We start from the raw sequence: 20365 nt of genomic DNA, 5'->3' as shown, positions 1-20365 counted from the left end.
TTTGGTTTTAGTTTTAAAATACAATCTAAGGATTTTTTATTTGATTGTTTATTTGCTTTGTAAGAATTATGTTTCAAATCAATAATTTATTGAAACATTAGCGTAGGCAGAAGATTTTAATCAGATATTTTAGCTTCAAACCATAAAAAACCACAGCTTAATAAAAAAAGCATAAAGAATAACCAATTTGACACTTCTTTAATTTGTTTTTCTGTAATGGTTTCAGATTTTGGGGAATTTACTTGATTGTTTTTGATGAAATTGAAGGTGTTTCTTATTTTCTTAGTTTGATTTGCAGCTAGCCAACTTTTATTATCAAAAATATACACTTGTTTTACTAATCCGTTTATCTCAACTTTATTCCATCCTGATTTTGTCGGCCAAAATGTTGCAGACCATTCATTGGAGAAGTTTTGATTTTGCATAGGTGCTATTGCAATATTTTCTACACTAATTTTAGGTGTTTTATTATCATCGCTTTTATAAAGCAAAGTATTTTCATTATAAATTTTTGGAAATTCATCTTTTAATAAAACATCTTCTTTTATATCAACCTTTTTAATGGTGTTGCTAATTATCACCGACCAATATTTTGCGTAGTCTTTTTGATTTCCTTTTATAGCCCATTGATAACTATTTGAAATGGATGTAATTGCTATTTTGCCGATACCTGAAACCTTACTATCCGTATAAATTTTTCCTTTATCATCTAAAACTAAAAGTTGATGTGTTTTTACTGGATTTAATTGAACAGGATTTTCTATTGTTAAAGGAGATGTTTTATCTTCATCATTGATCATTTTAAAACTAAATCCTTGAGCTTGTTTTACAGCTAAACTGTTCACAGAAAAACCAGCAGCATAAGTTGATGTTGGTTTCTCATCACCAATTCTGACTAATAATCCTAAACCTTCGTCAATTTGAGAATTGAGGGCATACTTTTCTTGATTGCTTAAATTGGTCAACTCAGCATCATCTGCAATAATCAAATCAAATTTTTGCAACAAATTTTTATTTAAATTATTAAGATTGGTTGTTGTTAAATTCAAAAAATCTGAGCTGAATTTTTCTTTACTAATTCTTGTCCGCAATGCCAAAGCATAATTATTTTGGTAAAGCCAATCCTTTAAAAATTTGTATTCAAAATCAGGATTAGAAGCCAAAATCAAGACTTTAACCGGCTGTTTTTCAATTACCTCAAAAGGTACAGCTTCATTCACTATAGAATCTTTATTTTGAATTGCTGCTATATGGTAGGTGAAATATCCAATTTGGTTTGTTTTTCCTTTTAATGAGAAATTAGCTTCTTCATTCGCTTTGATACTTACAGAATCTAAATTAGTTCCCAAACCACTTAAAACTAAGTTAACGGATTTATCAGACCCGTTTTTGTATTTACCCTCAACAATTAAATCATCTGTATTTGTAATGGTTTTCTGCCAACTAACATTTTGAATTCCGTTAATATTTTTAATTGGTTTAAAATTGATTTTATAATTTATTAGTTTTTTAAGCTCTGAATTTTCTAAACCTTCTCCATATAAATTGATGGTTTTAATTTCTGGATGTTCTGATAAATAATAAGATAAATCAGGCAGGAATTTTATTTTATTTTTTGAGTTGTTTTGAAAAATACCAGAATCTAAAGTAAAAAGTTGAGCATTTGATTTTGAGACGCTATCAAGATTTGCCCCTTCTGTAAGTAGGTTAAATTCTTCTTTTTTTACCGATTTAAAAACTTCATATCTTATGGGGTAAATCAAAAAAAACAAAGATCCAACTGCAATAACTGAAGCAATCAATCTTAGAATTAACCAATTTTTATTTCTCCTTTTAACTTCTTTAAAAAGTAAAAATGCCAATAAAAAAACGCTTAGAAATAAGGCAATCAACTTAAATTCTTCCATTATTGTTTAGATTTTAAGTTTTGTAAATATGCTTTTCCTAATGAAGAATTTCCACTCTCCAAACTCGCCTTTGGTAAATAAACATCATTTTCTAACAGACCAAATAATGCTTTTTGAACAGTTGAAATATCATTAGAACTATAGTTAACACCTTCATTTATTTTGCCTAAAAGTTTTAAAGAATTTAAATAAAGATTAGGCTGTTTTGAAGCAGCGTCTACTAAGTAAGTCCTTGCGTTAATCAGTATTTTTTTATCGGCGACAGCCAAATTTATATTTTGTTTTAATTGCTCTAGAATAGAAACACTACCTTTTAAATCTTTCTGTTTTTTGTTATTTCCATCAAAATTCTTTTGGTTTTGTGGAGTGATTATTTTATCCAATTCACCAGTTAATCGTTTCTCCAATTTAAGCGGGGCCGTTTTTATTGTTGTTTTAGCGACATAAGCTCTAGAACTTTGCTGCAAATCTTTCAATAAGCGTAAAGCTTTATATTCAAAAGGCAAGGCTTCTTGTGGTTTATAAGTTCTAAGCCTTAACTCAGAATTCCACATTTCTGTTAAAGTAGCCTTCAGCTTAGATTTTTGTTCAGGTTCAAAAAAAGTGGCATCTTCGGCATTATCATGCTTATGAGCATATTGATCCATAATTGCGCTCACATCACCAAATTTTTTCTCTTCTTTATTTCCATGGTCATGTCCATCGTCAGCACTGTGTTCTTCACCTTCTGCCGTTGCTCCTATTTGATTTTCATTTTCTTCTCCTAAAAATTTACCATACCTTAAACGAAGTAATTTTTGATCAATGCCTAAATTATTGCTCCTATTTTTAAATTCATCAGGAGTAATTATTTGTTGTTCTTTTAATAATTTTTCTGTATCGATAATGATTTGGCGCTGACTTCTGAAATACTCCGGAACTAAGTTTACACCGCCCATCATTCCGTTCATACTCATCAACTCTGTGGTATCTGCAATAGAAACTATATAAACATCAGATTTACTTTCCTGGCCATGATTGTCTTTTGCTTTAATGTAGAAATAAAGTTCGTCGCCGGCTTTCATTTCCAAAGATTTTAGGTTGATTGTTTTATTTAAATTAAGTTGCCTGCCTCCAATTTGTTGTTGAAAACTGATTTTTTGTTCTTTAAAACTCACGCCTTCACCTTTTCCGGATGCTGTTGTAGCATTAATAAAAGCCTCAGAAATACCATAATCATCAGCTAAAACAGCTTTGATTTTTATTTGATAAGGCATTCCAATATCAATAACCGTTTGTTGCTGTGGCTGAGAAATTTTTATAACAACCGGTAAATCTTTAATGATTTCAATTTGATACAATTCTGATTTTTTTCCATCTACCAAAACCTGATAAAAACCAGATTGGTTTAATATTTTGGAGGTTTCCCAATGTGTAAAATCTTTATTTGGCTTTAAGCCGATGAATACTTTTTCGTTAAAAACAAATTCGATTTTTTTTGCTGGAGTTGTGGTTTTTATCTCCCAATTTATTGCTGCATTTTCTACCACTTTTAATGAAAACTGACTTTGAGAAACCTGTTTTATTTGGGTGTAATTAGGTGCATTAATATTTACTTTAACTGATGATATTTGGGGTAGAATAACATCTTTTACATTACTTATTTGCGATACTTTTGGAAATGATTCGCTGGCTAAGACTTGTTTTTTGAAAGGGAAAATTTGCGTTAGTAAAAAACATAAAGAAACGCCAAATAAAATCATCAAAATGATTTTGAACTTTTTTGATTGCAATTTTAACGGTTTAATTTCCTCTAAAAAAGTTGATATTTTATTTGCTTGTAAGATTTGTAAAGTTCCTAGTTCAGTTTCGGATGAAATCAATAATTGTGAACTATCTTCTAGTTGTGGGAAGTTTTGATTGAGCAGAATAGAAAAATCATTTGCGCTAACATTTACACTTTTATCAGTAATTAATAAGTAGCATAAAGTAGCAATAAATACCGTAATAAAGGTCGTTACAATAGAAAAACTAAAAATCAAATTTCCTAATAATCCAAAAATCAAACCTACGCTTATCGACAAAAACAATATATTAATCAAAGAAAAAATTCTCCATTTTTTCCTTTCGTTTTCTATCCATTGATTGTTTTTCTGGCTCAATTTATCCATTTGCTTTTTTACGATAAGTGAGTACTCTTTCTAAAAAGAAAGTAAAGAATGCAGCAATCCAAAAATAGGAAGCTATTGAATAATCAATTTTAGAAATAGTTTTTGCTTTATTCAATGATTTTCCGTCAAAAATGAACGTCTGATTTTTGGCGATTTGCCTTTTATCATTCACATCCAAATCATAATTTTCATTCATAAGATTTGTCTCTTTAAACAAAACTGACATTAACGATCTTGGGAAATTTTCACTCCAAACCAAATCTGTCCATTGAGGATTTAAACGAGTATAGAATTGAAAATTAGTGCTTTTTCCGTTAGTGTTTTTCGATATTATAGCGTTTCCAAAACCATCTGTCCATATATTATCATCTACAGAAGAAATGTTTATAATTCTTTTATAAATCCTATCGTTTTCACTCGATCCTGTTTTTAACAATCTATTGATATTTTCTGTTTTTCCAACTGCATAACTGAATAATTTAGTTTTTTCAGCTAATTTATTTTGCTGATTAAAAGGTTTTTCAGAAAGCCAAAATATCCAATCTGCATCGGTTGAAACTAATGAAAACTGTTGCGGATTATTAATAATGATATTCATTTTAGTAAAACCTGCAATCGCCTTTAAAGCCGAGTTTAAATAAATAGCATCTTGTTTATCATCAGTATAAACATCAATTTTTAATGGTTTACTGATTACTTTTACCCAATTTTTTTGATTTTTAAATCGAATAAAACTTTCTCCATTTTCTATATTTAGCTCTAAATCTTTATGATTTACATTATAATTAACTGTTTCAAAAGTTGTTTGTGAAGCACTGCTTTTCATGCATAAGACTTTAATGCTGTCTTGCTTACCAACAAGAGCATAAATTACAGATTGACTTAAAGTATCTTTTGCGGTAATACTTCTAATCTCTAAATCTAAATGAACTTTTGGGATTGAACCCTGAAATTTTGATTGACTTAAATCTGTATAAACAATAGTTTTAAAATCACCAGCTAATTGCGAATTCAATTGTTTAATCAATGAAAATGGCGGAATATTAGATGCTTTTTTGTTCAAAAAAGACTGAGAATCTACTAAAGCAATTTTATTAAATCCCTTATCAAAATCATGAATCTCATAACCTTTCTCATTTAACAACTTGATTACTGCTTTTTGCTTTGCAGATAAATCAGCATATTTTGCCTCATCAAAAAGTATCCAACCTTTTATATTCTTTTCCGAGTTCTCAGTTTTCAAAAAAGGTTCTGCCAATAAAAAAGCAATCATTAAAATCAGTAAACTCCTCAATAAAAATAATAGCCAATCCTTAATTTGAAAACTCTTTGAGCTTTGTTTAGCACTTTCTCCCAATAAAAAAACACTTCCAATTTTTAATGTTTTTCCTTTTTTAACATTCCATAAATGGATAATTAGCGGAACAATAATTCCTGCTGCAGCTAATAACCCGATGGTGTAAGTAAAAAACATTTTAAAAATTTTAGATTTTAGACTTATTCCTTTGATTTAAAAAATCCCTCAACGCTTGGTCTAAAGGTTGATCAGTGCTCAACATCCGATAATAAATATTTCTATCCAATAAGCTAATTCTCATCTTTTCTAAGTGTTCGTTTAAAGCCATAACATAAGCTTTTCTAGCAGCTGATTGGTCAACTTGTAAAGTTTCACCTGTCTCTAAATCCTCAAAACTATGATAACCTTTAAAATTGAGTTCCAACTCATTTTTGGCCATCAGATGAAAAACCACCACCTCATGTTTTAATGTATTCAGTGTGTCTAGTAGATCAAAAATTTCATTATTTTTTTGGTATAAATCGGTAACAAAAATTAGCAATTCCCTTTTCTGACTGCCAGCATACAACTCCTTGTAATGGATAGGTTTGGTGAAATCTCCTTCTGGCTTTATTTGCTCTAACTGATAAAACATCCTGGCTAAATGTTGGTAATCTTGTTTAGGCGACATGGAGAAAATCCCGCCATCCTTAAAAACATATAAGCCAATTGCGTCACCTTGTAAGTTTCCTAAATAAGCCAATGAAGCTGCTAAATAACGGGCATAATCTATCTTCTTAAAATCACCATCGCTATGATTCATAGATGCACTTGCATCAACCAAAATGCGAATAGAAATATTGGTTTCTACCTCAGATTCTCTAATATAATAGCGATCCGATCTGGCAAACATCTTCCAATCTAATGAGCGTAAATCATCACCAGGTTGGTAACTTCTGTACTGAATAAACTCTAAACCAGAACCCTTTATCGTACTTTTATTAATACCGCTCATAAAGCCATCAATGGTTGTTTTCGCCGCCAGTGATAGTTCTTTAATCGCCATTAATATTTTAGGATCTAATAAAGTCATTTAGGTGGTTAGTTGATTAGTTTGTTAGATGGTTAGTTTGTTAGGTGATTAGCTGTTAGGAGTTAAAAACTTTTTACTTGTTACTTTTTACTTTTTACTTTTTACTTTAATACTTATACCCCACTAAACCTTCACCCTCGCTACACTCTTCAAAAGTTCTTCCGTAACTCTATCTGCACTCACATTTTCTGCCTCGGCTTTAAAATTCATCAAAACACGGTGCCTTAAAACGGGATAAGCCATGATTTGTAAATCTTCCATTTTTACGGCGTATCTTCCATAAAACAAAGCCCTTGCTTTGGCAGTCAAAATTAAAGCCTGACCGGCTCTTGGTCCAGCTCCCCATCTCACCCATTCTTTCACATAATTTATAGTTGTGGTATAAGGTCTGGTAGCCCTTATTAAATTGCTCACATAAAAAATCAATTCATCGCTTATACTAACTTCACGAACCAAAGCTTGCAGTTTTTGTATCTCTTCTGCATTAATAACTGCCTCTACTTTTTCTTTTTTAGAACCAGTGGTGTTAGATAAAATCATTACTTCTTCCTCTTGCGAAGGATAGCCGATTTTTATATACAAAAGAAAACGATCTAACTGTGCCTCTGGTAGAGGATACGTTCCTGCTTGCTCAATTGGGTTTTGCGTGGCTAAAATAAAAAATGGCTTATCTAAAGGATAAGTTTGTCCACCATAAGTGACTTCAAATTCTTGCATTGCCTCTAGTAAAGCTGCCTGTGTTTTTGGTGGCGTCCGGTTAATTTCATCTGCCAATACGATATTCGCGAAAAGTGGCCCTTTATTAAACTTAAAAAAACGTTTTCCAGTAACATGATCTTCCTCTAAAATCTCTGTTCCAACAATATCGGTAGGCATTAAATCTGGCGTAAACTGAATTCTTCTGAATGATAGATGCAAAGCTTGCGAAAGTGTTCTTACCATTAAAGTTTTCGCTAAACCGGGTACTCCTTCTAATAAACAATGTCCGCCAGCCATTAAAGCAATCAGCATTTCTTCTATAATTACATCCTGCCCAACAATCACTTTTTGGATTTCCTTTTTCAAAAGCGATAGTTTTTGGACTAATCCTTTTATTTCAGTTTCTGTATATTCCATTAAATAAAATCAATTATGTCTTAATTCAATTTGATATTCTTTTTTATATAAAATCAATTTGGGCGTTTTTACACGCTTTTCACTGTATCTTTTTTGCAATTTGCATCATGGTGAAAGCAAAAAAAGGATGCCACTCCAATCGTTACGCAAAAAATTATCAGTTTAAAATTTGAAAATTACATTTTTTAAAAAATCAAACTCCTTTTATCAAATTACAATCTTCAATATAGTTGCAATCTTTAAATTTTCACAACTATTCAAAAATCTATCAAAGAAATTACAAATAATTTAGCTAAAAAACCAAATTGCTACAAATTTTGCTTTAAATTCGATATATGTTTAGCACTAAATTTACTTTTGCAAGAATTAAGTATGCTTCTGGAGATTGGAATACTGATCAAAGGATGCCGGCAAATGTGCTTAACTCATTATTAGAATACACAACTATTCCTTTAAATGCAGATGAGAAAATTGTCGATTTATCAAGTCCCGAATTATTTAACTATCCTTTTTGTTATTTAAGCGGACATAAACTCGTTCAGTTTACACAAAAAGAAGCTTCGAATTTTAAAACCTATGTAAAAAACGGAGGTTTTGTTTTTGTTGATGATTGCAATCATGATATCGATGCTTTATTTGCTAAATCTTTCGAAACTCAAATGACTTCTATTTTTGGCGCTCAAGCATTAAAAAAAATCCCAAATAATCATGCTATTTATTCTTCATTTTTTGAGTTTGAAAAAGGCCCGCCAACTACCTCTTTTGAATTAAATGGTTGGGGCGATGATTTGGTTCATGATTATTTAAAAGCCATAGAAATAAATAACCGTATTGGTGTTTTATACAGCAATAAAGATTATGGTTGCGAATGGGATTATGATTTTAGAAACAAAAGATTTTTAGCTGAGGATAACACCAAATTTGCCGTAAATATCATCATGTATGCAATGGGAATAAACGCTTAAACAGTGTCAATAAAAATTTCTCGAAACCCATTTAATACAATTCTTAAAACAATATCTACTTTTACTTTATGAACGTTTTTGAAAAACAAAATTCGCCAGCGCAAGCTTTTGAAAGATTACTAGCTATAATGGACGATTTAAGGGCGCAATGTCCTTGGGATAAAAAGCAAACTTTAGAAACCTTACGTCATTTAACCATCGAAGAAACCTACGAACTTTCTGATGCAATTTTAGAAGGTGATATGCAGGAAATTAAAAAGGAATTAGGTGATTTGATGTTGCACTTAGTTTTTTATTCCAAAATAGGTTCAGAAACTAATGCTTTTAACATTACTGATGTTTGTAATGGAATTTGCGAAAAACTGATTAACAGACATCCACATATTTATAGCGATGTTGTTGCCGAAACAGAAGAACAAGTAAAACAAAATTGGGAGCAAATTAAATTAAAAGAAGGCAATAAATCAGTTTTAGGAGGTGTTCCTTCGTCTCTACCGGCAATGATTAAAGCATTTCGTATTCAAGAAAAAGTTAGAGGAGTAGGTTTCGATTTTGAAGAAAAACATCAGGTTTGGGAAAAAGTTGAAGAAGAGTTGCAAGAATTTAAAGCAGAGTTTAACGTAGTTGATCACATAGAAATCGATAAAGAAAAAGCGGAAGCAGAATTTGGCGACCTATTATTTTCACTGATTAATTATGCCCGTTTCATCAACATCAATCCAGAAGACGCATTGGAAAAAACCAATCGTAAATTCATCAAAAGATTTCAATACTTAGAATCAAAAGCTTCTGAATTAAACAAATCATTACAAGATATGACCCTAGCAGAAATGGATGTTTTTTGGAACGAGGCTAAGAGGATTTGAAGTGAATTCTTTGATTATAATTTTCAGCAATCAAATAAATTACTAATAAGAAAAAAATACCTACCTTTAACGTTAGTAACGCAAAAGATATGATTATTTCATTTGGTTCAAAAGAAACTGAACAAATTTGGAATGGATACAGAATTAAGAAAATACCAATCGAAATTCAAAATTTAGGGCGAAGGAAATTAAGAATGTTAAATAGTTCTCAAGATCTTAATGACTTAAGAATTCCTCCCTCTAACAGGTTGGAAAAACTTTCAGGTAATTTGAAACAATTTTATAGCATTCGTATCAATATCCAATGGCGAATAATTTTTATTTGGACAAACGGAAATGCAAGTGAGGTAGAAATAATTGATTATCATTAGAAACAAAAAAACATGGATAAGTTAGCAAATATACATCCCGGAGAGATTTTAAATGTTGAGTTTTTGATACCATTTCAAATTACGGCTTATCGTCTTTCTAAAGATTTAAAAATTCCACAAACTAGAGTTTCTGAAATTATTAAAGGAAACCGCAGAATAACCGCGGATACTGCGTTAAGATTGTCTAAATATTTTGGAAATTCTCCTAAATTTTGGCTCGGGATTCAAGATGATTATGATATTGAAGAAGAAAATGAGAATAAGCAATCAGAATTAAATCAAATTAAACTATTCGACAAAGAATTATTAATTGCTTAATTCAAGTTAAAAAAAACCTTTTTGTAGCGCATTTATGTTTTTCATCGTAATAAACATAAAACCAGCGTATCATGTACCTCAATAATTTTCAATCCTATATTTTTGGAGCAATATTAATTTTCTTCCTCTGCTTCGCAGCTTGTGAGAAAGGAATATTAAACGGCCCATTACTTTCTTATGGAGAAAAGGTAGAACTTCAAAAATCGCAATCCATTCTTTTTGGAACTAACACTAGCGATGGGTTGAAATTGACTGTAAATACTATAAATGATAGTCGTTGCCCGAAAGATGTTAATTGCATAAGAGCTGGCGAAGCTGCAGTAAAAATCACTATTTATGATATCAAAGAAAACTCTGCAACCTTTGATCTTTATTATGGTGATAAATCTCATTTTAAACCAGATACCGTAAATTTCAGTATAGATAAAAAAGCTTATAAGGTGATATTATTTGATGTAAATCCTTATCCTCAAACCAGTACAATTCAAGATAGTTTAAAAGCAAAACTTACGCTTTTGAATAATTAAATTAAGAAATAGATATAAATTAGAATAGCTATCTTTAAAAAACGTAGCCTGTATAAATGAGTAAATCCCACAACGATTTTAGTGATCAAGAATTGATTGCTAAATGTCGTAAAGACGATAGCAAAGCCCAAGAAATGCTTTATAAGCGTTTTTATGGATATGCTATGGGAATTTCATTGAGATATTGTATCAATCGGGATGATGCTTTGGAAGCCGCAAATGATGCATTTATCAAATTATTTAAAACCATAAAAACTTTTGATGATGGTAGATTAATTAAACCTTGGTTTAGGCAAATTATCGTGAACTCTGCTATCGATAATAGAAGAAAAAATATAAAGCATTTAGCAGTATTAAATATTGAATATGCTGATGAGGCACCTGCAGACCATAATATAATCAGTAAAATAACTGCCCAAGAAATATTAGAGTTATTAAAAGAATTACCAGAAATGCACCGCATGATTTTTAACCTTTATGAGATTGATGGTTATACACATGAAGAAATTGCGGATATTTTAGAAATGCCATCTAGCAGCTCTCGGGTTTATTTATCGAGGGCAAAAGAAAAATTAAGACGATTAGTGAAGGCTCAATTTTATTTGAATTATGAAAGAGCAATTTGATAGAGCGATAAGAAACCATATCCGTGATACATTTGGAAGTTTTGACGACCAAATGGCAGATGATGGTTGGAAAAAGTTCAACGATAAAAAAAGAAGGAAAAGAAGAGGTTTAATATTTTGGTACACTTTACCAAGTGGCATTGCTGCTGCATTGGCTTTAGTTTGGCTGTTAAATTGGAATAATTTATCTAATATTAATAAAAATAATCAGGCTCAAATAGCCAAACAAACTATCGATAAAAACGAAAATATCAACAAATCAAAAGAAAATATTGAAATCCTTTCTGATAAAAAGCAAGATAAAATTGTTAAAAATAACAAGCCCGAACAAAATAGTTTAGAGTTTAATAAAACCAAAAAAGATTTAGAACCTACCTTAAAAAACGATAATAATTTAGAAAATATCTCAACTCATAATAATCTTTCTCATTTAGGAATCTCAAAAGAAAAAGAAATCAGCTATAACGAATTGATAATAGCTAATTCAACAGAAAATATCAATCACACCAATCCAATTGAAGTAAATGCAAAAGATTTTAAGCCTTTAGCAACAGAAAACATCACGCTTCAATTGAATCAAAATTTGCTTGCTAATCAAAGTTTGAAAAAGGATTTTTATTCTCTTCCTCCACAATTATCAGAAGATAAAAAACCGCAAACCATTAAAAAAGACAGGTTTAAAATGTCAGTCGATGCCAATACTTACTATTCTTTTTCTGATGCTGGAGTAAATGATGCTTTAAATTTAGGATTTGGTTTAGCAACAGAATTAAAACTAACCAAAAAATTAAGTTTAAACTCAGGAATTCTTTTAAACCGACAAACATCAAGTTTTGATGGCAATAGTCGTTCAACATCAGATTTTAAATTGGCTAGTTTTAGCACTTTAGCCGCTGTTCCTGAAGCGCAAATAACAAATGCAAAATTGATTGGATTAGATATTCCCTTAGATTTAAAATTTGATTTTAAAGTAGGGAAAATAAAATCTTTTATTACCTCAGGAATCAGCTCCTACAGCGTAATCAATGAAGAATATATTAATGATTACTCTATCGTAAATTATTCTATAACAGGCATTTTGAATAGTAATATTACAGATAAAAGAGAAAATCCAGCTGGTAATTTCTCTTATTTTAAATTTGCCAGAACTGTAAACTTCTCTTTTGGGTTTTTATACCCACTTACCAAGAAAAGCACCATATCAGTAGAACCCTTTATGAAATATCCTTTATCAGGATTAGGTTATCAGGATTTAAAAATTGGATCCGGAGGTTTAAGTTTCAAATTAAATTTTGGTAGATAGATTTAGTTACGAGATGACTAATTTTCTATTAAAATAGTCTGAATCTCGATTTATTTGATTTTAGAATTATCAGGATTAAAAGCAGTACCATCTAGCTCAATTAACTTTGTATTTAAGCATTGTGACCTCTGTGGTTAAATATAAAATTCTTAATTTAGTCTTTAAAGTAATTATAATCTTTAGTCAAAAGACTTCCAAATAAATCAATATGAATAAAGTAATATCAAATGCTGACGAGGCTATTAGGGATATTAAAGATGGAATGACTTTAATGTTGGGTGGTTTTGGCCTTTGCGGAATTCCAGAAAATTGCATTAATGCTTTGGTAAAAAAAGGCACTAAAGATTTAACCTGCATCTCTAACAATGCCGGAGTTGATGATTTTGGAATTGGATTGTTGCTACAAAAAAATCAGGTTAAGAAAATGATTTCCTCTTATGTCGGCGAAAACGCAGAATTTGAACGTCAGCTTTTAAGCGGAGAGTTAGAAGTTGAATTAATACCACAAGGCACATTGGCCACAAGATGTATGGCCGCTGGATATGGAATGCCCGCAATTTTTACTCCAGCTGGCGTTGGGACGGAAGTTGCCAAAGGAAAGGAAATAAGGAATTTTAATGGTAAAGATTATTTAATGGAAATGGCTTTTGAAGCCGATTTTGCCATTGTAAAAGCTTGGAAAGGCGACACCATGGGAAACCTAATCTATAAATCTACGGCTCGCAATTTTAATCCATTAATGGCAATGGGTGGCAAAGTAACAATTGCTGAGGTTGAAGAATTAGTGCCTGCAGGCGATTTAGACCCAGATCAAATTCATACGCCAGGAATATATGTCCATCGAATTTTTGAAGGTAAAAATTACGAGAAAAGAATTGAGCAAAGAACTGTTAGATCCGATAACTCAAAATAGGAATCTTCAAATCCTGTAATCATCAAATTTTCAAATTATAAACACATGTTAGATAAAACCGGCATCGCAAAAAGAATAGCAAAAGAAGTTAAAGACGGTATGTACGTAAACCTAGGAATTGGCATTCCAACTTTAGTTGCCAACTATATTCCTGAAGGTTTAAATGTAGTTTTACAATCAGAAAACGGCTTATTAGGAATGGGACCATTCCCTTTTGAAGGAGAAGAAGATGCAGATTTAATTAATGCAGGAAAACAAACCATTACCACTTTGCCAGGTTCTTCAATATTTGATTCGGCATTAAGTTTTGGAATGATTAGAGCTGGGAAGGTGGATTTAACCATTTTAGGAGCAATGGAAGTTTCTGAAAATGGTGACATTGCTAACTGGAAAATTCCTGGTAAAATGGTAAAAGGAATGGGCGGAGCAATGGATTTAGTTGCATCTGCAAAAAATATCATTGTTGCTATGCAACAAGTTAATAAACACGGCGAATCTAAATTGTTAAAAACTTGTTCATTACCATTAACGGGTGTAAAATGCGTTAAAAAAATAGTAACAGAATTAGGCGTTTATGAAGTAAAAGATCATGCATTTCATTTATTAGAAAGAGCAAAAGGCGTAAGTATTCAGCAAATCAAAGATGCAACACTAGGCCATTTAATAATTCAAGGTGAAATCCCAGAAATGGAATTTTAATACTTAAAAATAATAGATTTTATATTAAAAACTATCGTGGCAACAATTTTGGTTAATACTTCAAATTGTTAATCAAAAAATGTTTTTAAAAGCAAAATCAAATTAAATATGAAATTTAAATACTCAATATTATTATTACTGACTATTTTAATGGTCAATTATAATGCCTTTTCTCAATCAGAATCTCCATACGAAACTAAATTTAAAACTGACGGTCCTGCTGTTGTTGCAGGCTTAGGTTTAAGTTATTTAGGTTTAACCCTGATTAAAAATAAATCAGAATTAACACCAACCGAAGTTGCTGCCAAAAATAAGGATGATGTTTTCTTTTTAGATAGATTTTCTGCAGGTAATTTTAGAGATAAAGCAGACAAAGATAGTTACATTCCCTTTTATGGATCATTTGCAGTTGCACCAATTGTAGCTTTAATTGACGGTAAACAACGTTCACATTACGGACAAGTTTCTGTGATGTTTATAGAAACCATGTCGGCAGCGGCAGCCTCTTTCACTATTTCTGCAGGTTTGGTAAAACGTAGTCGTCCTTTAGTTTATAATACTTCTTTGCCTTTAAGCGATAGACAGGATAAGGATGCACAACGCTCATTTTTTGCTGGACATACAACAGCAACTGCAGCTGCAACATTTTTTGCAGCCAAAGTTTTTAATGATTTTAATCCCGATTCTGAATTAAAACCTTATGTATGGACCGCTGCAGCCTTAGTTCCGGCCGTTGTAGGTTACCAAAGATTAAGAGCGGGTAAACATTTTTTAACTGATAATATTTTGGGTTATGCTGTTGGTGCTGGTCTAGGGATTTTAATTCCAGAATTACATAAAAAAACTAATAATTCAGGAATATCTGTTGCTCCGGTAATGGGTTTAAACTATCAGGGTTTAGGAATGACTTATCACATTACAAAATAAAATATTTTATTGCCAAAAGGCGATGTTTGAAAAGTCTGTCATTTTATGATGGACTTTTCGCGTTTTAGCACTTATCTTTATTTCATGATTCAATTCGCTACTATCATTCATCAATTTGAAAAAATGGGAGAAAAAACCGGTTGGACTTATGTAGAGGTTCCTTTTGATATTTCTCAGCAAATAAAAAAAGATTGTAAAGTAAGCTATCGTGTAAAGGGAAAAATTGATGAAACTGAAATTTATGGGATTGCGGTTTTACCTATGGGCGAGGGAAATTTCATTATTGCTTTAAAAAAAGAACTTCAAAAAAAAATAGGCAAAAGAAAAGGTGCTTTGGTAAATATCCAAATTGAAGAAGATAAAAATTTTAAAATTGAGATGCCCGATGATTTAGAATATTGTTTAGATGATGCTATTGGTGCAGCTCAGCAATTTTTGTCGATGCCGAAATCGCATCAAAACTATTATATCAATTGGATTAATAGCGCTAAGACAGATCCTACAAGAGTAAAGAGGTTAAGCCAAACTGTAAATGCAATGGTCATGAAAATGGATTATGGAGAAATGATGAGGCATAATAAAAAAGATAAATGAAGTGGATTGCTATCAACAAAAACGAATTAAAAGATATGCCAATCCAAATATTAGTGGTTGAGGGCAAAAAAATATGTTTGGTACATTACAATGATGAATATTTTGCTACCTCAGCAAAATGCCCTCATGCTGGTGCAGATATTTCTCAAGGTTGGTGCGAAAGTGGTTATTTAGTTTGTCCTTTCCATCGTTATAAATACAATTTAGAAACTGGTAGAGGAGTAGCAGGACAAGGAGATTATATTGAAAAATATTCAGTTAAAGAAAATGAAAATCAGTTATTAATTGGCTTAACAGAAAGTTGGTGGAAAAGGATTTTGGGGTTTATAATTTAATTTTAATTACTTTTTTGTGGATAAAAGATTAAACAAGAATTATCCACTTTAAAATATTAAAAACCTAAACTGCTGGCTCTTGCTGACTTAAACAATGAAAACTTCCCAAACCCCAAATAATATCGGTAGAATCTATACCAACAGTTTCTCTTGTAGGGAAACATTTAGCAATAATCTCTAAAGCAATTTTGTCTTTACTGCATCGATAAGTTGGCACAATCACATGTCCGTTGCTGATATAAAAATTGGCATATGAAGCGGGCAAACGAGTATCCTCAAAAATCACAGCATCTGGCATCGGTAATTCTATAATGTTTAAAGGCTCGCCATTAATTAAGCGCATTTCTTTCAATTCTCTCAAATTGGTTTGTAGCAACTCATAGTTTTCGTCTTCGGGATTATCTTCAACAACCGTCAATACAGTATTATGATTTACAAAACGAACCGTATCATCAATATGACCATCGGTATCATCGCCAACAATACCATCACTTACCCAAAGCACTTGTTTTTGCCCATAAAAATCCATTAAATATTGCTCAACTTGCTGCTGATTTAAATGCGGATTTCTATTTTTATTTAGCAAACAACTTTTGGAAGTTAAAATAGTACCCGCTCCGTTAAATTCAACAGAACCACCTTCCATAATAATCTCAGGATAAAAAACAGGGATATTAAAATAAGATCCAATTTTGGTTGGAACAACATCATCCAAATCAAATGGAGGATATTTGCCGCCCCAAGCGTTGAAACCCCAATCAACAATTACTTTTGCTTGCTCTGCATTTTCATTGATTAAAAAAGCAGGACCATGGTCACGACACCAAGCATCATTAGTGGGATTAAAGTAAAACTCAACTTTAGAAAAATCAGCTCCAGCTTCCTCAATAAATTTTAAAGCAAAATCTTTCATTTCTTGGTTTCTCACGTTGATGCGAACCTTTTCAGAAAGCGCTAAATATTTGATAAACTCGGCATATTTTGGATAAATCGAATCAATCTTTCCTGGCCAACTTTCTTCTTTATGAGGCCACGAAAGCCACGTAGCTTCATGTTTTGACCATTCTGGAGGAAATGAATATCCAGCAATTGCTGGATTAGTGTTTGTTTGACTCATGACTTAATAAACTAAAACTTAATCTTCGTCTATGTAACGCTTAACAATCGGCTGATAAGAATCAATTCTTCTATCTCTCAAGAAAGGCCAATGAACTCTATAACTGTCAGATTTTGCTAAATCAACTTCTTGTACATGTACTTCTTCATTGTCTACAGATCCTTTATACAATAATCTTCCAAAAGGATTTGCGATAAAAGAACCACCCCAAAATTTAACTCCAGCTTCCTCTCCTACTCTGTTAACGCCAACTACATGAACTCCATTTGCAATTGCATGAGAACTTTGAATAGTTTGCCATGCGTTGTGTTGCTCTTCGTTTGTTGGTAAATCTTGAGTGGTAGCCCAACCAATTGCAGTTGGGTAAAATAAAATCTCTGCTCCCATTAAAGAGGTAATCCTTGCTGCTTCTGGATACCATTGATCCCAACATATTAAAACACCAATTGTGGCAAATTTAGTTTTGAAAACTTTATAGCCTAAATCGCCAGGAGTAAAATAGAATTTTTCATAAAAACCTGGATCATCGGGAATGTGCATTTTGCGATACTTACCTAAGTAAGAACCATCTGCATCTAAAACAGCTGTTGTATTATGATAAATTCCTTGTGCTCTTTTTTCAAACAAAGAAGCGATGATTACCACGCCTAAATCTTTTGCAACTATTTGTAAAACATCTGTGGAGGGACCAGGAATTGTTTCAGCCAATTCAAAATTATCATAATCTTCAACGTCGCAAAAATATAGAGAAGTAAAAAGCTCTTGTAAACAAATAACTTGAGCGCCTTTTGCCGCGGCTTCTTTTACTTTTTCAATTGCTTTATCTAAATTCTCTTGTTTATTCGCAGTGCAGGTCATTTGGACCAAACCGAGCTTAACATTTTTTGCCATGGCGATGATTTTTAAATTTTGGCAAAAATAAGAAATCCAATTGAAAAATGATGTGGGCTTTCATTAATGACCAAATAGATAAATTATAATTTAAATAAAAAATGCTTTGAGCTACCAAAGCATTTTAAATACAGTTATCTAGAACATTACTAATCTATCTGAAGATTTGCTTCTTTAGATTTTCTTTTGCCTCTAAAAAAGAAGTACAAATTTAAAAAAAGCATCAATCCTAAATAAATGGCAAATCCACCAATTTTATAACTCAATTTTTCAATGAGTTCTTGATAACTATCTTGAAATAGAGTAAGGTTTAATATCATTAATGCAAATCCTAAATTTAACAGATAAAACCCTGTTTCAAATAGCTTATTTGTTGCTTTTGCAATTTCTAACCTCCCCTTAAAAATATCAGACATATATATTAAACTATTCTTGAACAAAGTTTTAGAAACATAAACTGTTAAAGCAATTGCAATTGGTAAATAAATGGCATAGCCGATTAAAATTTTTTGAGTTTCCATGATTTTAAAATTTAAATTAATTTTTTGATTTGTTTTGTAATAATTAAAATGTTGAAGTAATGTAATGAGGCCAGTAGAAATAATATGATTGCTGTTTTAGTACAAATAACCTCTACTAGTAAAGCGTAATTAGTAATTGTTGTCCATTGAATTAAAGTGATTGCGCAATAACCAAGGTTAAAAAGGTAATATGCAACTAATAATATATGATTGATTTTTAAACATAAATCTTCATGATTCGGAATTAATTGCGCTACGTAAACGCTTCCATTTTCATAACAGATTTTACCTACTTTTATAATAATAACGACTGTTATGCTTAAATAAATAACATAACCAATAATATTTAAGTTCATGATACAAGATTTTTCAAAGCTTTATCTAGTGATTCAAATTTAAAAACGAAACCATTTTTTATCAGTTTATCTGGAATAACATTTCTACTTTTTAAAACTAGTTCTGGTTCAGTACCAATAATTTTTGCTCCAATCTTTAGTAAAAATTTTGGGGTCGGTATCCCAAACGGAATTTTTAGTTGATTTCTTAATTCTGCCATGAAAAGTTCATTTGTAATTGGTTTTGGAGAAACAACATTAATAACTCCAGTCATCTTGTCTTTGACAATAAAAGAAATTGCCCTTGCAAAATCTTCTTCATGTATCCAACTTATATATTGATTGCCACCTCCTTGTTTACCACCTAAACCAAATTGGGTCAATCTTTTTAATGGAATAAATGCACCACCTTTCTTACCTAACACAATAGAAGTCCTCAATGCTGTTTTTAATGTTTTTGGTGTTTCTATTTCAAAAAAACTTTGCTCCCAAAATTTAGCAACATTCATAGAAAAATCATCGCCAATTTCTCCATTATCTTCAGTCATTCGTTTATCTAAAGAATATCTATAAATAGTTGATGTAGATGAATTTAACCAATGCTTTGGAGGGTTATTACAAAGTAAAACTGCTCTGTTTAAAATAGATGTACTATCAACTCTGGAATTTAAAATTTCTTCTTGATTTTCTTTGGTATATCTGCAATCAACAGATTTTCCTGCAAGATTAATTAATACATCTACATTCTCTAAATCTGTTTCCCAACCAGTTAATTTTTTAGCATCCCATCTAACATATTTAATCTTTCCCCCAAGTTCGAACTTTCCTCTTGTCAGAATACATATTTCATCAAAATCATTTTTAAAATGATTCAGTAAAACTTTGCCTAAAAAACCAGTACCCGCTGCTATAACTAACTTTTTCATTTTCATTGTTTTAAAACTTTCAATAAATAATGAAAGTTTGATTTAAAAAAATTTACTTCATAACTTTCATCAATAATCTTCCAACCCAATTATCCTTAATTTCTGTTACCTTATCAATCATATTATCTGCTTTAAGTACAAAATCATAAAGTTTTTTAGTTTGATTTACAAATTGTCCAGCTTCTAGTGAAGTTTTTGCGTCTATAGAAGATACTTCTTTTAAGATTTTTAAAGCCGGCTTAATTTCTCTTCTACTTCTTTCTTTCGCAATTTTCACTGCTAATTCATCTAAATCTTTTTCTGCAGTGAAAAAATCTTTACGCTCTCCAGTCTTATACTCTTTATAAACAATGCCCCAATCCATTAAAGCCCTCAAATTCATACTTGCATTCCCTCTAGAAATAATTAATTCTTCCATTACGTCTTCCATAGATAATGGATTATTAGAAACAATTAATAAGGCATGTATTTGAGCCATCGTCTTATTTATACCCCATTGAGAACCTAATGCTCCCCATGTTTGTATAAATTTATTTTTTGCCTCATCTAATTGCATGGACAAATATAATATTAAGTTTCCGAACTTTCA

At 31.2% G+C, this 20365-nt stretch carries 23 protein-coding genes; 12 read left to right on the top strand and 11 right to left on the bottom strand.

What is annotated here, in order from left to right:
- Positions 1–116 precede the first annotated feature (116 nt).
- The 5 genes from A5893_RS08610 to A5893_RS08590 all read right to left on the bottom strand — a co-directional run bounded on the left by A5893_RS08610 (position 117) and on the right by A5893_RS08590 (position 7542).
- Positions 117–1907 (bottom strand): hypothetical protein, encoded by a 1791-nt coding sequence (locus A5893_RS08610; RefSeq protein ID WP_068822168.1) that lies wholly within the window; start codon positions 1905–1907, stop codon positions 117–119.
- Entirely contained in the window at positions 1907–4057 is a 2151-nt protein-coding gene (locus A5893_RS08605; protein WP_068822167.1) for a DUF4175 family protein, read from the bottom strand. The genes A5893_RS08610 and A5893_RS08605 overlap by 1 nt, the downstream gene beginning before the upstream one ends.
- Positions 4050–5531: a BatA domain-containing protein gene (locus tag A5893_RS08600; protein WP_068822166.1), complete on the bottom strand. Its 1482-nt coding sequence runs from the start codon at positions 5529–5531 to the stop codon at positions 4050–4052. The genes A5893_RS08605 and A5893_RS08600 overlap by 8 nt, the downstream gene beginning before the upstream one ends.
- Positions 5532–5541: 10 nt before the next feature.
- The gene (locus tag A5893_RS08595; RefSeq protein WP_232456832.1) at positions 5542–6426 is read right to left on the bottom strand and encodes a DUF58 domain-containing protein; all 885 of its coding nucleotides are present in this window, start codon (positions 6424–6426) and stop codon (positions 5542–5544) included.
- A 123-nt stretch (positions 6427–6549) separates the two neighbouring features.
- A complete protein-coding gene (locus A5893_RS08590; RefSeq protein ID WP_068822164.1) occupies positions 6550–7542 on the bottom strand; it encodes an AAA family ATPase in 993 nt (330 codons plus the stop codon).
- A 335-nt stretch (positions 7543–7877) separates the two neighbouring features.
- Between A5893_RS08590 and A5893_RS08585 the strand changes: the two genes are divergently transcribed.
- The 12 genes from A5893_RS08585 (at position 7878) to A5893_RS08530 (ending at position 15986) form a co-directional block, all read left to right on the top strand.
- Positions 7878–8507 carry a DUF4159 domain-containing protein gene (locus A5893_RS08585; RefSeq protein WP_068822163.1) on the top strand — a complete coding sequence of 210 codons (630 nt, stop codon included), beginning with the start codon at positions 7878–7880 and terminating at the stop codon, positions 8505–8507.
- A gap of 68 nt (positions 8508–8575) precedes the next feature.
- Positions 8576–9373, top strand: coding sequence for a nucleoside triphosphate pyrophosphohydrolase (gene mazG, locus A5893_RS08580; RefSeq protein WP_068822162.1), 798 nt, complete (start codon positions 8576–8578; stop codon positions 9371–9373).
- An 89-nt stretch (positions 9374–9462) separates the two neighbouring features.
- The gene (locus A5893_RS08575; protein ID WP_068822161.1) at positions 9463–9744 is read left to right on the top strand and encodes a type II toxin-antitoxin system RelE/ParE family toxin; all 282 of its coding nucleotides are present in this window, start codon (positions 9463–9465) and stop codon (positions 9742–9744) included.
- 12 nt (positions 9745–9756) lie between these two features.
- The gene (locus A5893_RS08570) at positions 9757–10062 is read left to right on the top strand and encodes a HigA family addiction module antitoxin (RefSeq protein ID WP_068822160.1); all 306 of its coding nucleotides are present in this window, start codon (positions 9757–9759) and stop codon (positions 10060–10062) included.
- A gap of 71 nt (positions 10063–10133) precedes the next feature.
- Complete coding sequence (locus A5893_RS08565) at positions 10134–10589, top strand: hypothetical protein (protein ID WP_068822159.1); 456 nt, start codon at positions 10134–10136, stop codon at positions 10587–10589.
- Between the two features lie 56 nt (positions 10590–10645).
- Positions 10646–11215, top strand: a complete 570-nt coding sequence (locus tag A5893_RS08560) for an RNA polymerase sigma factor (RefSeq protein ID WP_068822158.1) — start codon at positions 10646–10648, stop codon at positions 11213–11215.
- Entirely contained in the window at positions 11199–12518 is a 1320-nt protein-coding gene (locus A5893_RS08555) for a hypothetical protein (RefSeq protein WP_068822157.1), read from the top strand. Before A5893_RS08560 ends, A5893_RS08555 begins: the two co-directional genes overlap by 17 nt.
- A 208-nt stretch (positions 12519–12726) precedes the next feature.
- Complete coding sequence (locus A5893_RS08550; protein WP_068822156.1) at positions 12727–13431, top strand: CoA transferase subunit A; 705 nt, start codon at positions 12727–12729, stop codon at positions 13429–13431.
- Positions 13432–13476: 45 nt separating this feature from the next.
- Positions 13477–14130: a 3-oxoacid CoA-transferase subunit B gene (locus A5893_RS08545; protein ID WP_068822155.1), complete on the top strand. Its 654-nt coding sequence runs from the start codon at positions 13477–13479 to the stop codon at positions 14128–14130.
- 108 nt (positions 14131–14238) lie between these two features.
- Positions 14239–15057 carry a phosphatase PAP2 family protein gene (locus A5893_RS08540; RefSeq protein WP_068822154.1) on the top strand — a complete coding sequence of 273 codons (819 nt, stop codon included), beginning with the start codon at positions 14239–14241 and terminating at the stop codon, positions 15055–15057.
- Positions 15058–15141: 84 nt separating this feature from the next.
- Positions 15142–15651 (top strand): YdeI/OmpD-associated family protein, encoded by a 510-nt coding sequence (locus tag A5893_RS08535; RefSeq protein ID WP_068822541.1) that lies wholly within the window; start codon positions 15142–15144, stop codon positions 15649–15651.
- Positions 15648–15986, top strand: coding sequence for a Rieske (2Fe-2S) protein (locus A5893_RS08530; protein ID WP_068822153.1), 339 nt, complete (start codon positions 15648–15650; stop codon positions 15984–15986). The genes A5893_RS08535 and A5893_RS08530 overlap by 4 nt, the downstream gene beginning before the upstream one ends.
- A gap of 64 nt (positions 15987–16050) precedes the next feature.
- On the opposite strand, the gene A5893_RS08525 is transcribed toward A5893_RS08530, so the two are convergent.
- The 6 genes from A5893_RS08525 to A5893_RS08500 all read right to left on the bottom strand — a co-directional run bounded on the left by A5893_RS08525 (position 16051) and on the right by A5893_RS08500 (position 20332).
- A complete protein-coding gene (locus tag A5893_RS08525) occupies positions 16051–17103 on the bottom strand; it encodes an agmatine deiminase family protein (protein WP_068822152.1) in 1053 nt (350 codons plus the stop codon).
- Positions 17104–17121: 18 nt separating this feature from the next.
- Positions 17122–17994 (bottom strand): carbon-nitrogen hydrolase, encoded by an 873-nt coding sequence (locus A5893_RS08520; protein ID WP_068822151.1) that lies wholly within the window; start codon positions 17992–17994, stop codon positions 17122–17124.
- Between the two features lie 149 nt (positions 17995–18143).
- On the bottom strand, positions 18144–18515 hold the full coding sequence (locus tag A5893_RS08515) for a hypothetical protein (protein ID WP_068822150.1): 372 nt from the start codon (positions 18513–18515) through the stop codon (positions 18144–18146).
- Between the two features lie 11 nt (positions 18516–18526).
- Complete coding sequence (locus A5893_RS17840; RefSeq protein ID WP_068822149.1) at positions 18527–18871, bottom strand: hypothetical protein; 345 nt, start codon at positions 18869–18871, stop codon at positions 18527–18529.
- Positions 18868–19776: a TIGR01777 family oxidoreductase gene (locus A5893_RS08505; RefSeq protein WP_068822540.1), complete on the bottom strand. Its 909-nt coding sequence runs from the start codon at positions 19774–19776 to the stop codon at positions 18868–18870. Before A5893_RS08505 ends, A5893_RS17840 begins: the two co-directional genes overlap by 4 nt.
- 52 nt (positions 19777–19828) lie before the next feature.
- Positions 19829–20332: a GbsR/MarR family transcriptional regulator gene (locus A5893_RS08500; protein ID WP_068822148.1), complete on the bottom strand. Its 504-nt coding sequence runs from the start codon at positions 20330–20332 to the stop codon at positions 19829–19831.
- Between the last annotated feature and the right edge of the window lie 33 nt (positions 20333–20365).

Origin of the sequence: Pedobacter psychrophilus (genome assembly GCF_001652725.1) — a bacterium.
GTDB classification, from domain to species: Bacteria; Bacteroidota; Bacteroidia; order Sphingobacteriales; family Sphingobacteriaceae; genus Pseudopedobacter; species Pseudopedobacter psychrophilus.
The sequence above is the reverse complement of the archived record's forward strand: the minus strand, read 5'-3'. Positions and strand labels throughout refer to the sequence as shown.

Excerpts from the sequence above, each read along its gene's own strand:
- A5893_RS08560 (WP_068822158.1), top strand. The coding sequence starts at position 10,646 with ATGAGTAAATCCCACAACGATTTTAGTGATCAAGAATTGATTGCTAAA.
- A5893_RS08610 (WP_068822168.1), bottom strand. The coding sequence starts at position 1,907 with ATGGAAGAATTTAAGTTGATTGCCTTATTTCTAAGCGTTTTTTTATTG.
- A5893_RS08570 (WP_068822160.1), top strand. The coding sequence starts at position 9,757 with ATGGATAAGTTAGCAAATATACATCCCGGAGAGATTTTAAATGTTGAG.
- A5893_RS08555 (WP_068822157.1), top strand. The coding sequence starts at position 11,199 with ATGAAAGAGCAATTTGATAGAGCGATAAGAAACCATATCCGTGATACA.
- A5893_RS17840 (WP_068822149.1), bottom strand. The coding sequence starts at position 18,871 with ATGAACTTAAATATTATTGGTTATGTTATTTATTTAAGCATAACAGTC.
- A5893_RS08590 (WP_068822164.1), bottom strand. The coding sequence starts at position 7,542 with ATGGAATATACAGAAACTGAAATAAAAGGATTAGTCCAAAAACTATCG.
- A5893_RS08605 (WP_068822167.1), bottom strand. The coding sequence starts at position 4,057 with ATGGATAAATTGAGCCAGAAAAACAATCAATGGATAGAAAACGAAAGG.
- A5893_RS08535 (WP_068822541.1), top strand. The coding sequence starts at position 15,142 with ATGATTCAATTCGCTACTATCATTCATCAATTTGAAAAAATGGGAGAA.
- A5893_RS08505 (WP_068822540.1), bottom strand. The coding sequence starts at position 19,776 with ATGAAAAAGTTAGTTATAGCAGCGGGTACTGGTTTTTTAGGCAAAGTT.
- A5893_RS08550 (WP_068822156.1), top strand. The coding sequence starts at position 12,727 with ATGAATAAAGTAATATCAAATGCTGACGAGGCTATTAGGGATATTAAA.
- A5893_RS08530 (WP_068822153.1), top strand. The coding sequence starts at position 15,648 with ATGAAGTGGATTGCTATCAACAAAAACGAATTAAAAGATATGCCAATC.
- A5893_RS08545 (WP_068822155.1), top strand. The coding sequence starts at position 13,477 with ATGTTAGATAAAACCGGCATCGCAAAAAGAATAGCAAAAGAAGTTAAA.
- A5893_RS08525 (WP_068822152.1), bottom strand. The coding sequence starts at position 17,103 with ATGAGTCAAACAAACACTAATCCAGCAATTGCTGGATATTCATTTCCT.
- A5893_RS08520 (WP_068822151.1), bottom strand. The coding sequence starts at position 17,994 with ATGGCAAAAAATGTTAAGCTCGGTTTGGTCCAAATGACCTGCACTGCG.
- A5893_RS08585 (WP_068822163.1), top strand. The coding sequence starts at position 7,878 with ATGTTTAGCACTAAATTTACTTTTGCAAGAATTAAGTATGCTTCTGGA.
- A5893_RS08540 (WP_068822154.1), top strand. The coding sequence starts at position 14,239 with ATGAAATTTAAATACTCAATATTATTATTACTGACTATTTTAATGGTC.
- A5893_RS08515 (WP_068822150.1), bottom strand. The coding sequence starts at position 18,515 with ATGGAAACTCAAAAAATTTTAATCGGCTATGCCATTTATTTACCAATT.
- mazG (WP_068822162.1), top strand. The coding sequence starts at position 8,576 with ATGAACGTTTTTGAAAAACAAAATTCGCCAGCGCAAGCTTTTGAAAGA.
- A5893_RS08565 (WP_068822159.1), top strand. The coding sequence starts at position 10,134 with ATGTACCTCAATAATTTTCAATCCTATATTTTTGGAGCAATATTAATT.
- A5893_RS08500 (WP_068822148.1), bottom strand. The coding sequence starts at position 20,332 with ATGCAATTAGATGAGGCAAAAAATAAATTTATACAAACATGGGGAGCA.
- A5893_RS08595 (WP_232456832.1), bottom strand. The coding sequence starts at position 6,426 with ATGACTTTATTAGATCCTAAAATATTAATGGCGATTAAAGAACTATCA.
- A5893_RS08600 (WP_068822166.1), bottom strand. The coding sequence starts at position 5,531 with ATGTTTTTTACTTACACCATCGGGTTATTAGCTGCAGCAGGAATTATT.
- A5893_RS08575 (WP_068822161.1), top strand. The coding sequence starts at position 9,463 with ATGATTATTTCATTTGGTTCAAAAGAAACTGAACAAATTTGGAATGGA.